This is a genomic window from Elizabethkingia sp. YR214 (genome assembly GCF_003058195.1).
Classification (GTDB): domain Bacteria; phylum Bacteroidota; class Bacteroidia; order Flavobacteriales; family Weeksellaceae; genus Elizabethkingia.
Window position 1 is genome coordinate 56386 of the sequence record NZ_QBUH01000012.1, and the last position, 12119, is coordinate 68504.

Here is a 12119-nt window from a genome sequence, read left to right on the forward strand (position 1 = left end):
TTTCTTATCGATTGTATCAAAATACTATACCACACCAGGCATATAATTTCTTTATTCTTTTGTCAATGGCTCATTTTCACCTATACTATTTTTTGTTTTCACACTCTTTCAGCACTTTCAAATGGTCGCAGGCTTTTGGGCTGCCTAAGCTACAGGCTTTCTCCAGCAAAAGTTTTGCCTTACTTTCATCGATGGGCATTCCCTCACCTTCGTAATACATCACGGCCAAGTTAATCATGGCCTCAGTATTTCCCCTTTCCATTGCTCTTTTAAACCACTCTTTTGCTTTTGCATAATCTTTTGCTACACCACGCCCCAGATAATATAGCCCGCCTATTTGCCTCATGGCTTCGGCGTTTCCCAGGCTCGCACTTTTTAAATACCATTCCCGCGCTTTTGAATAATTCTGTGGCCCGCCATATCCGTAATAGTATAACTCGCCCAGATTGTACATCCCTTCGATATCTCCGTGGCGAGCAGCTTTCCCGTACCATGTCTTAGCTTTTTGGTAATCCTTGGGTACTCCTTGTCCTTCGGCATAGATATAACCCAACATAACCATTGCAGCAGTATGGTCTTTATCGGCAGATTTTTGAAACCAGCTTTCTGCCATTGGGCCGCTTTGCACTGTACCCTGCCCCAGAAAATGTATCATACCGAGATTATACATAGCTTCAGCATTTCCTTTTTGGGCGGCTTTCTCTGTCCATTCTTTGGCCTTAATATCATTGCGATCAATACCAACGCCCTGGTTGTAAATACCCGCCAGATTTAACATCGCTTTAACTACACCCTTTTCAGCAGCTTTTTCAATCCATTTCCGGGCTTCAATTTCGTTGCGGGTAACACCCTGTCCTTCAAAATATATTTTTGCCAGCGACATCATAGCTACGGTATCTCCTTTTTCTGCCTTTTGTGTAAGCAGTTCGAGACTTGTTGATTGTGCATTAGCCAACGAGCAATGCAGCAGTAATGCAAAAAATATCCGGCTTATCTTTTTGACCACAACGTCTGTTTTACCATTGTTTTTTATTTTTAACATAACCGCATTCGTTTGAGGGCCGCATTACTCTTGTCGCTTATTCATCTGTTCCCGAATCCAATCATTAAATGTATTGTTATTAACATCAACAATATTAGTGCCCTTATCCGGTATCTGAACCTGAAATTCTTTTTCAACCCATTCTCTGAACCTGAAGTTAATGCCTGCATCTTTTTCCTGCCCTATTGCCACATTCCACTCTTCTATGGTACTATTCAAATTAGCAAATCCAATTTCATCATATCCTACGGCCAATAGCCTCAGAAAGTCTATAAAGTTTTCTGCCAGAATGTATAATTGCTCACCCTCAGATCCTAAATGAACTATTTTTTGATTGTTTTCATCATCAATCCAAAACGCGTATAACGAACCGTCTCCACCAGCTCCAAATATCCCGAACCGGTCCGATACATCATTAAAACCAAGCCAGTACTGCATTGTGGCTCCATCGTCGGCCCTTAATTCAAAATATCCGCTGATGGGATATCCATTTACATCTGTCCAATTGCAGAATTTTTCAAGTGCCACCGGAATAGTTATCCGGCCTGGTATTCCTTTTGCTATTTTTTTATACGTATCCATTTTTACAAAATTTATTAATTGTTTGCTGTAGGATTTTATGTCTGTTTAACTTAAAATCAGCATTACTATTCCATTAAATCCTTTAATAGTTCATCATTTATTATTTTTCGTTGTTTTTCTCAGGGCTTGCAATAAAAAATTTTGCCATACCGGGGGGAATATAATTTCCTTATTCTTTAGCCAGTGATGTAGTACAGGTTCTATTATTGTATTTTTTTGTAACGGACTGATGCGTTCTGTTGCTGCAATTTTTTCGATTTGCCCGATCATGTTTGCTGCTTTTTCTGGGTCGCCTTGTTCCATATAAATTTTAGCAAAGGCTATTAATGTAGTTATTTTGCTATCGAATAGCACATGCTTCGGTACAATCCCTTTTTCACCTTCCCCGTTTTCTAAAAGATATATTATTTTTTGAGGATCTTGTCCAGAAAACTTTTTTGGAAATTGATCTAACAGAAAATCGAAATAGCCGGTTATTTCTAATCCTGCGATCAAGTTTTCTAAGTGGCTCTTAATTAGCTTTTTTGATTGCTTTATATCGAATTTCCAACTGCCCCAACTACCTAAATGTATATTTTTCTGTGTAAATTCATCAGGCAGCCAGCCAGATGTATCATAATAAAAATGCCAATTCTCAGGTAAAAGATCAGGGAACTTTTGTTGCCATTTTAAAATAAGGCTGTGCTGTAGAGCCTGCTTGCAAAAAAGCGTTTTTTCCTTTACGTCTAACTCGAGCATTATGAACTGCCGATGGCCAGGACCTCCATATTGTTCATCGCTAATATCTTTATACCAAAGCCAGCTTTTGGCTTTTTCAATTTCAAGATATTTCCAGTGTAAAGGGGCAAAATGTGCATTAACAACAGGATAGATAAGATTGATTTTTTCAGGGCCTTTTTCAATGGTCTGTTTGTCCTTTTTGTATATGGTATGTAATTTTTCAGCGCTTTTAGAAAGCTCTAGCAGGTAGCGGACAATATAGGTTTTTTCAATTTCCGTTGTCCTAAAAAGGCTGGCTTTTAATCCGGGAAAAGACAGGTAATCGTCACTGTTTTTGCGCTTTTTTTGTTTGTCGAGCCTGTATCGTTGGGCAATGGCACGAATTTCAATAAAGCTTTGGTTTGCCAGTAAACCTTCAAAGGTGTTTGAAATGCTTTCTTCGTTGCCAAAATCTCCCTGTAAAAGCGAGTTTACAAAAAAACTGTACCATTGTTTTAATAAACCCATTTCCTGTTGTGTTTCGGCCTCAGTCAGTACGGCAACAGCGGTTTGCACCGCACACATTTTTTGAGGTGGTAACTGATCTGCTCTCTGTAAAACATTTTGCTTGCATAAACGCTTCCAGCCTTCCTCTCCAGCATCGCAATACAGGTACATTATGCCTTTTTCGCGTTCTGCATAGGCAATCGTATTTTGAGCTTCGTCGTATATCCAACCACCATCATCAGGAAGTTGCGCTTCGGTTATGCCCAGCTGGAAATATTGGGCTATGGGAATTTTATAGACAAAATGGTTTTTCAATAAAATATCCATCACCCTGAAATGGGTATAACCGGTATCGAACATCGCCTGTATATTATACAGGTTATATAAAATACTGCGCTTTGTGCCTAAATCGTATTTTGAAGACCTGTCGACCAGATAAACGGTTTCTTCAACAAGGTCTTCTATTTCATGCATGGACATAGTTAAATTTTTTGATTATCCATTGTTTACTGCTTTGGACTAAATATTCTTCATTTTTTTAATGCTGCTTTCCCTTGCCAATACCGTATTTCTTTATTAATATCCATTTTTAATTTCACGCCTGGCATTTCCTCACTCCACCGATCGTTTGTTTCCTGCAGGCTGTTTGCTATCCACCGCGCAAAAGGTATTTTTTTTCCGGTCAGAAAGAAATCAGGACTACACTGATACATTTCCCAGGTATCTTTATCCACCAGAAATGTATAGTTCGTATTTCCTAAAGTTTTCCGGTAACCCTGCACATAATAGTAAGGAAAACCTGTCTGAGGGCAGAGGGTAATCTCAAAATGAAGTTTTTTCTGTTCGACCTCTGCATATAAGGCTTCTGTCAAATGAGTATATGATAATGCTTCTATATTATTCAGGCTATCCACTATCTTCTGTCCAGTAGCAGTATAGACAAAAGGATAAGGCAAATAACCTCCTTCAGCAAGCCTGTAATCTTTTTTGCTTCTGGCAACTTTATAAGGCTTTACAATTTCACCTTTGAGATTGATATAACCAGTATGTGCAGTATCGGTAAGTGCACGGTAATCTACAAAACCAGGTATAGCTACCTGTTCCCAACGGCCAATGTATACTTTGGCATAACCATAATTAAAAGGTTCGGCAAATTCCCATTGTGCTGATGTTAATTTATTGCCCAGACCATCTACATAACCCAATTTGCCGTTTTCTACATATAGCCGGTAGCCTTCAGAAAAAGCTTGTGGAGTTACAAAATAGTAGCCGGTATATTGCCGTGCGGTATATCCTGCAATATAGTACAGAAGTTTTCCCTCCCTGCTGTAAACCTCCCCGGCAGGTATTCGTTGGCCTTCCCTATCGGCAGTTGAGCCTTTGGAAAGTCCAAAGAACTGGATAACCGGTCCTGTAATAGGCTTTTCAAAATCATAACGGGCCTCGGGGATAAGGCTGTCTTTATTATGATAAAAAATACGTGAAGTATGCTTGCCTGATGATTTTCCGAAATAAAACTCGTCAATATCGGAGCTGTTTAGCGCAGGGTGTATGGCTGGAATGATCATGTTGCCCCTGCCATCTTTTACGCCTACATAGGTGGTATCGGCATTGGGAAAATAATACAGCGCCTCAACATCTTTTTTCCGCTGACAGCCCGTCAATAAGACTATGCCGGTAATTAAAAACAGAGCGTATTTCATTGCTGTTCGTTTAAAATTTCATACCATTACATCAGAATCAGGATTGCTACCCTGCTGAAATCCTTTTATCGTATTGTGCTGGTTTTTCCTTGTTTCAAATGCCACAAATTCTTCGCAGCCTTTTTGAATAACTTCAGGCAAAATATCCGGTTTATTTTTATGCCAGCTGATTTTTTTTATGGGCCAGTCGCATTCATCAGCATACGCTTTATGTCCTTTCAGTTTTTCGCTGGTGAGTTTAAAATCATTGCTCCAATAGGCGTGGCCCAATCTGAAATTATTGTAGTAATTATCGATATCATCAAAGAGAGCATGGATATAGGCTGATGATTTCAGAATATTTTTCCAGGCGGTTTCTTCTGAGATAAGCCCGGCCATAAATGAAGTGCGGGAAAGTTCTATAATACGGTTCAGATCAAATCCCCAAAACAATTGGGGTGGTCTGTTATCTCTTTGTTGCCAACAGGCTTGCGCATAATCTTCAGGGAGCTGTGTAAGTTCTGCTATTCGGCTAATCATTTTTTGCCGGGCATTTACCTCCATCAGTGTTTTGTCCGCGGCAAAAAACCTGCTGTGCATCCCATTAAAGAGCCTCTCAATTATTTCATTGTATGACTGTTCCGACAATACTCCCCAGCATTGATCATTGCCCATAAGCCGCTCTTCTTTGGTGGTGACTAGAAAAGTTTTAAAATCAGCTGGCCTTACCCCTCTTACTTCACATGGCCAGTATTCCAAGGTTTCCATCCATTCCCCATATTGATAACCATCAGGCGCATCAAGCTGCAAAGCTTCCCGTTTCTCCTCTGATAACCATTGGGCTTCATAACATTTGTAATATTTTCTTTGTTCAGTTATTCTCCTACGGGTAATTTTCTGAACAAAAAATCTGCCCAGCAATGCTCCAAAAGCCAATGCCAGCAAAAGACCCACGTAGTACATCCAGGTTTCTATCTTATCAATTTCCTTTAACCTGTTAAGTACTGCATAGGTGATAATGGCAGGAATACATGCCAGTACAAAAAAAGCCCATCCCGAAGCCGCTGCATTCCCATCATTGGGATTATACCGAGGTTGTACATCTTTTTCTCCCGGATGGTTCTGAATAAGTTCTTTCATTAATATCTGAGTTTTGTATAAGATTCTTTAACGGGTTAGGAAATAAGTTTGGGTATAGGTTGTATTTCCTTGAGTAGCCGTATTTTTAAAAGTGAACTTCTTATCTGTCAGCTCGATGATTGTCTGTTTCATATTCCATAAAATCAGGACATTGTCTGTCAGAACTTCATAGGAATATTCTTCTTCGCCTTCAGCATTTGTTTTCACTTTACCATTAGCGAAAAATTCGAAGTAAACGTTTTTCGGATCATTGTTGATTATTTCAGGAGGGTTGTTTCCTACTTGTTCTTCTTCTATAAACTCTACCAGATTCCAATAGCCCAGAATTTTTTGCTGCATGATTTGTACTGTATTATTTTCTTCATCTACAGAATTATCTTTGTCACAGCTAATAGTCAATGTCAAACCCGCAATCAGCAATATCAGTAGGGCTGAAAATTTACTTGCTTTCATATATATATGTTTTTATTTGTTAATAATATTTCTCTACACATTTATCCGCACTTGTGCATTCAAAATAAAGTTCTGTTTTATAGAGCCACTAGCCCCTTCAGGATTACCCCCATGCAAGCGTGCAATTCTTAAAATCAAGCCGCTTCAAGTCGGCTTCTGGTATCAGTACGCTGAATACACCATCATCGTTAAAGCCATTCTCTCCTATCTGGTGCAAAAGTATCTTATCCGAAAATGTGATTTCCTTTATTTCTTTTTTCATCATATTGGCAATGTATATAAATACCGAATATTTTTGATGTGTTTGTCCCGGCAAAATAATTCCAGATCAAACCGTCTTCATTGGCATCTTCCTTCTCTTATTCATTCTTTGCCCGGCGGAAACGTTCTTTAAACGACTCTTTATCTACGGAAATTTTATCGATCAAAACTCCCAGGAAAAGATGGTCGATCTCAAAATATCCTCTCCATTGGCTATGCTTATATCACCTGCTTAAATTAAAAGTCTGCTTCAGCGTATAGGCTTTTTTGACTTCTATCAATTCAAAAACCAGCTTATTTTTAGTAAGTTCTTTTATCGTACAGACATTGTCGCTGACTCTGAGTATGGTCTGATTTTCAATGCTGTAAGGTTCAACGATTTCACCACTTTCATTCCTGTTATAATACAGGTTTCCGTCCGTGCGAAAGTCAAAATAATCTCCTTAAATCCCTGGTTTAGTAATGACCTCCACCGGAAGAGATGGTCGGATCGTTTTAGTTACTTCTGAATCCAGTTTCCATTTGCCTAATATTTTGGATTTAACCGTGGCTGTGGAATTTTCCACCATAGATTCATCTTTTGAACATCCTGTTATCATAATGATCGATAATGATGCTAAGAGGATGAAGTATATTATCTTTTTCATTCTATTATAGTTTTAAATTCCTACCAAGCAGTATCAAATTTCTAATCAATTCTCTTGCCGGGCGATTATTACTGGCGGATAAATCTTTATTCAACATCACTTTTACTACTCAATAAGGTACTTTAAAGAAAGAATATAATACTTATCTTCATCAGGACGGTAATGGTCAGTATCTTCCACCTCTTCATTGGTAACAGAATAATCAATAACAGTCTGTAGAATCCCTAATTTTTCGCCCATTAAAGCCGCTACTTTTTCGGCGCGCTCCTTTCCATTAGTTAGAGCCGCAGCTATTATTCTGGAAAAATCCTTTACCGGTAGGTAAGTGACACGGCGGGCAATAATAGAAACGCTGCCTGATTTATTATCGATAAGTTGATTAAGCGCCATTATTTCTTCTGACGAGGCTGTTTCAACGCTATATGTAGTACCATTAGTACCATAACTTCCATACTGAACCAATGCATACGAAAGTTTGTTTTCCTTAAACCTCCCGGTATCAAATCCCGCTGCTTTGGCTTTATCTAAAAAAGTTTTTTTTAACTGATCTAACGACCTCTTCTCTTCGCTATCGGATGAATCTTCGGTTATCACAATATCAATGATGTAGGTTTTAACAGTTCGCTCTATCTTTGCCATACCTCTAACCTCTATAAAGGGTTTTTCCATACTTTGGCCAACAACGTTGGAGATCATTGACAATAAAAACAAAAATATGAGAATAATTTTCATAATATTTTTTTATGATATTGGAACCCTATTGAAGGAAACTAAATTTATTTTCAAAAAACTGCCCTATTAATGGCACAGGCTTCTCCACATCGTTTACTACATTGATAATGCCTAAAACCAGCAGGATCAACGGAACAAGCGATAATAATGAAAAAATGATTGATAATGACGGAACAACCGACATCAAAACACCTGCAATAATGGAAACAATGACACTAGTAATAAATACGCCAAGGCTCTGTTCCAGATGGTAGTTTACAAAAGCTTCTTTGTCATGCTGTTTTTTATAGGAAAAATAAGCTACCAACCAGCCAATGATGGTAATATAAGAAAGGATTGCTAAATTTTTATTGTTCATAATATTATAAAATATTTGTGTAATACAAAGATCTCATCCTAACTTCATATTTTCCAACAATTAAACCTCTACAAAGCATCTACAAAGACATAAAAGTATACTATAAAGCATCTACACCTTTTATTTGCCAATCTATATCGAACGGAAAAAAATCACTTGGTTATATAAATAAATTGTATTTTTATATAACCCTAAATTGCTAAATTCAATTAAATTAATACCGGTACCGTATTATGAAGTATTATTTAAGACTTACTGTTGCGTTACTATGTATTGCTGGCATTCATAACGTCCGTTCACAGTCTAATGTAAAAGATTCCCTGAAAAATCTCTTGCGTACCCCGGGCTTAAACCCGGAAAAAAGAGCAATGACACTTTCCCATCTTGGCCGTACCATATACGAGGAAGATCTGCCAGCTGCCCTAAAGGTTACAAGTGAAGCCGCTCGGCTAAGCAGTAAATTCTCTGATGGCCAATACAGTGCTTTTGCTCAGGCAACACTGGCCTATCTGAATGTACAGCAGGACAGTCTTGTACTGGCACAAAAAAATATTGACAGCGCCTTAACCTATACGGTGAAATCTACCAACAGAGTTGTTAATGGCTATGTCTGGCTCCGAAAAGGATGGTTGGAATACATTGTTAATAATCCTACTGGATCTACGGCCAGTTTGTTTAAAGCACTTCATCTGCTTCAGGGCCAAAAAGCACATGCTTATCAGAGCCTGGCGTATCATTATTTAGCAAGTATTTATGCAGACCTAAAGGATCATAAAAATTTAAAGAAATATACCCGATTAAGCCTGAACTCTGCTTATCAATCTGGGGATCCTGATGTTATCTGCAATGCCTATCTTGCTATGGGATCTTCATTCTTACAGGATTTTAGAAAGGAATCTTCTCAAAAAAAAATATTGGATTCCGCTATGTTCTATAACCAGCAGGTATTGCAGCTTTCCAAGGCCCAGCCTAAACGGATAGTAAATCACATCAATATTGCGGCAGCGGCTTTAAATATGGCTAATATCTACTGGGAATTCTATCCCATACATTATAAAAAAAAAGCTGAAGAGTATATTGATATCGCTTTAAAAATTGCTCGGAAAACGAAGCATGAAGAGGTTATAGCCAACTGTTACGGTATATTAAGTGAATATTCCATAACGGAGGGCAATTATGCAAAAGCTGAGAAATTGTTTCTTTTGGGATTTGCCGAGGTAGAAAAAAGTGCAGGTGGCAGTATTGCGGTGAAAGCTTCCATGATGAAAGGACTTGCAACAGTAGCTGAGAAAAGTGGTGCCCCGATAAAGGCGTTGAACTATTACAAACAGTATATGCATTACGAACGGGAAGTATATGATGCGGCAAAACTATCTATAGTACAAAAGCTGGAAGTACAATATGAAGCAAAAAAGAAAGAAAGGGAACTTGAAGTACTACAGGAACGGGCAACTTTTAATCGAAAACTTAATTTTGTTTTTTTCAGCTTGATAATAGTCATCATATTTTTATTGGTTTTTCTCTTCCGTTCCTATCATTTTCGGTTAAAATCTTCTATCCAACAGCAAAAACTGCAAACTCAAGATGCTGCACGCCTTAAGGCTGAGCAGCAACTGTTACAAGAAAGACAGGAAAGGTTAAAAAAAGAATTATTAGCTGGTAATTTACAGGTAGAACAAAAGAATGAACTCTTACAGTCGATGAGAGAGAAACTAACTGCTCAGCCAGAGAATGAAATGTTCAAAAACCAAATGGAGCGTATATTAAAAGAAGACCAACGAATGGATGAGGATTTTGAACATGCAAAGGCAAATTTGGCAAGCATAGACCCAATTTTTTTTAACCGGCTACAACAACTAGCCGACAATAAGCTGACCCGGCTGGATCTTAGACATTGTTCATATATACTCATGGGATTTTCTAATAAGGAAATTGCCAGTCGTTTAGGTGTAGACCCTAAAAGCATTATCATGGCAAGGTATAGAATAAAAATAAAACTAAAACTGGGAAAAGAAGATAGTCTTGATCTTTTGATACAAAGGTTGAGCTAAACCAGATTTAGATCATTACTCACAAGATTAAAATCCGGATCTATAAGGGGATGAATTTATAGCCATCGGGTTGACAGGACATTATATGTACTATAACAATAGATTCGCTACAAACTAAGATAGAGTTTTCTTAGCTATAGAAGATACCGGAAATAAAAAGAGGAGACCTTTTGGATCTCCCTTTCCATATATATAAGTCTATTGCTGGCAGGTTGCTCCCCAGTAGAGACTACTTCTCCTTGGGCTTTGAGTCTAAATTAGTATTTTTTTGTCTTATGTAACTTAAATACGTATAATTTCTGGGCAATATTTCTTCATTTGAATCCCAAATTTCGTGGTATCATCTGGCTGAATAGGAATAAGATGCTCCAACGACTATAATCTTTCTCAAGGTGTTTTTCCATTCAAAGAATAGTTTGCCTTTTCTTATTGTAAAATTCCTGCTATTCAGTTACTAAAGCATTTAAATTAAGATCTGGGTCAGATAAATCCACTAGTGACCAGAATTCGGATTTGTCAGTTGTTGGATTCTTTCTACTTTATCATTTAAATGAGGGGGATCTGTTGGCTTGATGGGGCTTTATTTGATAAAAGGTTCATGCAATTCATATTGAAAGGAATAATTAAAAAATTCCGTTCCCCAATCAGTTTGAATGTACTGTATAGGAAAATAGAATGTATCCAAAATTTCATCTAAAAAATGTATCGTACTTTCTGTTTTTTTGTTAGAATATACACTATAGATTTCTCTATACATTAATGTTTTCCAATCGGGAACTCCTAATCCCCTTTGGCAACTAATATAGGTATCTTCTAATTTTTTTTCAATAGTTCTCTGTTTTGTAATAAAAGTATTTTAAATTGGTGTTACATTGCTCTTAATTCCCTATTAGTTTCATTGGAAAATATTTCATTAATATTGTATGCTGCGAAATGGTGATTTGCCTTATTATACTTACTCTCACTTCAGTTGGTTAATCGCTCTATACGACACTGAAAACTTAGAGGCTTTGTACGCATTAATTCTGTAATTAGCCAACATTCATGATCAACTTGGTCAAAATAGGAATTGAAAGTCTGATCATCCGCGTTTGTAGGGTAGCTAATACATTTTCCTATATTACAATCACTGCAACTTGATACTAAATTCGAGAGGGTAATTGAATAACCTGGATATTCACTTTTGGATAAAAAATGAACTAGAGTTTTGACTGTTTTAATAGTACAATAATGACAAATATTGTGTAGAGAAGAGGATAATATTGTATCATATTATTAATCTACCATTTCCGGATGGAATAAAATTCTCTATTGCAATGCTGTTTTCTCTGCAGGAATTGACAGCAAATAAAATAGCACATCCATTAAGGATACGGGAAATAATCTTTTTCATAAATACTCGGTATTTTAGTGTTTGATTCAAAAGTGTAACAAAGCTAACATTTCATAGTGTTAACTTTAAATGATAACCCTATATACAACACCATATATAGATTCTATATCTTTATTAAGTATAATTACCGCGTGGCAATAAACAATTCCTTTTGCTATAGTAGTTTCAGTATATTAAGATAGTCAATAAAAAAACACCATCCCGATGATAGTGTTTTTTGAAGTTACATTTTAATTATTTGTAGAGATTTTTCTTATTTCTTTATATAGTTTCTCATCAAAAGCTTACTTATTTATTCTTTTTTGAATTGTTATTGCCCTTCCAATACCAAGAGGACGAAGGACTATGATTCATCGTTATGAATTTATTAAGACAAAGCATTAAATATTAAGGTCTATTTTAGATGAATAAATACGGCCAGGATCTCCAAATAAAGCAATACTTTCAATCATAATACCTAGATTATTCTTTACGTTCCCATTATAGACCTCCTTTCCATTTAGGGTAACAACAATAGGTTTTGTAAAATCTACTTTATCAACATAGAGGCTTATTTTTCCGGAAACAGTTCC

General features: G+C 37.0%; 13 protein-coding genes. 1 reads left to right on the forward strand and 12 read right to left on the reverse strand.

Annotated elements, in window-relative coordinates:
• Positions 1 to 85: 85 nt before the first annotated feature.
• The 10 genes from C8J95_RS17855 to C8J95_RS17890 form a co-directional block, all read right to left on the reverse strand.
• Positions 86 to 886, reverse strand: coding sequence for a tetratricopeptide repeat protein (locus tag C8J95_RS17855; RefSeq protein WP_158267971.1), 801 nt, complete (start codon positions 884 to 886; stop codon positions 86 to 88).
• A gap of 180 nt (positions 887 to 1066) precedes the next feature.
• Complete coding sequence (locus C8J95_RS17860) at positions 1067 to 1624, reverse strand: SMI1/KNR4 family protein (RefSeq protein ID WP_107810053.1); 558 nt, start codon at positions 1622 to 1624, stop codon at positions 1067 to 1069.
• Between the two features lie 93 nt (positions 1625 to 1717).
• The gene (locus tag C8J95_RS17865) at positions 1718 to 3310 is read right to left on the reverse strand and encodes a hypothetical protein (RefSeq protein WP_107810054.1); all 1593 of its coding nucleotides are present in this window, start codon (positions 3308 to 3310) and stop codon (positions 1718 to 1720) included.
• A gap of 50 nt (positions 3311 to 3360) precedes the next feature.
• Positions 3361 to 4533 carry a WG repeat-containing protein gene (locus tag C8J95_RS17870; RefSeq protein WP_107810055.1) on the reverse strand — a complete coding sequence of 391 codons (1173 nt, stop codon included), beginning with the start codon at positions 4531 to 4533 and terminating at the stop codon, positions 3361 to 3363.
• An 18-nt stretch (positions 4534 to 4551) separates the two neighbouring features.
• Positions 4552 to 5652 carry a DUF1266 domain-containing protein gene (locus C8J95_RS17875; protein WP_107810056.1) on the reverse strand — a complete coding sequence of 367 codons (1101 nt, stop codon included), beginning with the start codon at positions 5650 to 5652 and terminating at the stop codon, positions 4552 to 4554.
• 27 nt (positions 5653 to 5679) lie between these two features.
• Positions 5680 to 6105, reverse strand: coding sequence for a hypothetical protein (locus tag C8J95_RS17880; protein WP_107810057.1), 426 nt, complete (start codon positions 6103 to 6105; stop codon positions 5680 to 5682).
• Between the two features lie 103 nt (positions 6106 to 6208).
• Complete coding sequence (locus tag C8J95_RS18755; protein WP_158267972.1) at positions 6209 to 6370, reverse strand: hypothetical protein; 162 nt, start codon at positions 6368 to 6370, stop codon at positions 6209 to 6211.
• Positions 6371 to 6809: 439 nt separating this feature from the next.
• Complete coding sequence (locus C8J95_RS18760; RefSeq protein WP_158267973.1) at positions 6810 to 6965, reverse strand: hypothetical protein; 156 nt, start codon at positions 6963 to 6965, stop codon at positions 6810 to 6812.
• A gap of 153 nt (positions 6966 to 7118) precedes the next feature.
• Entirely contained in the window at positions 7119 to 7745 is a 627-nt protein-coding gene (locus C8J95_RS17885) for an SIMPL domain-containing protein (RefSeq protein ID WP_370446841.1), read from the reverse strand.
• Positions 7746 to 7770: 25 nt separating this feature from the next.
• Positions 7771 to 8103, reverse strand: coding sequence for a DUF4870 domain-containing protein (locus C8J95_RS17890; RefSeq protein WP_107810059.1), 333 nt, complete (start codon positions 8101 to 8103; stop codon positions 7771 to 7773).
• A 233-nt stretch (positions 8104 to 8336) separates the two neighbouring features.
• Here C8J95_RS17890 and C8J95_RS17895 point away from each other — a divergent pair, with 233 nt between their 5' ends.
• Positions 8337 to 10154, forward strand: a complete 1818-nt coding sequence (locus tag C8J95_RS17895) for a LuxR family transcriptional regulator (RefSeq protein WP_107810060.1) — start codon at positions 8337 to 8339, stop codon at positions 10152 to 10154.
• A gap of 1267 nt (positions 10155 to 11421) precedes the next feature.
• Here C8J95_RS17895 and C8J95_RS19095 read toward each other — a convergent pair.
• Both C8J95_RS19095 and C8J95_RS18765 read right to left on the reverse strand, forming a co-directional pair.
• The gene (locus C8J95_RS19095; RefSeq protein WP_255412880.1) at positions 11422 to 11547 is read right to left on the reverse strand and encodes a hypothetical protein; all 126 of its coding nucleotides are present in this window, start codon (positions 11545 to 11547) and stop codon (positions 11422 to 11424) included.
• 380 nt (positions 11548 to 11927) lie between these two features.
• On the reverse strand, positions 11928 to 12119 hold a 192-nt coding region (locus C8J95_RS18765), incomplete at its 5' end, for a hypothetical protein (RefSeq protein ID WP_221407252.1).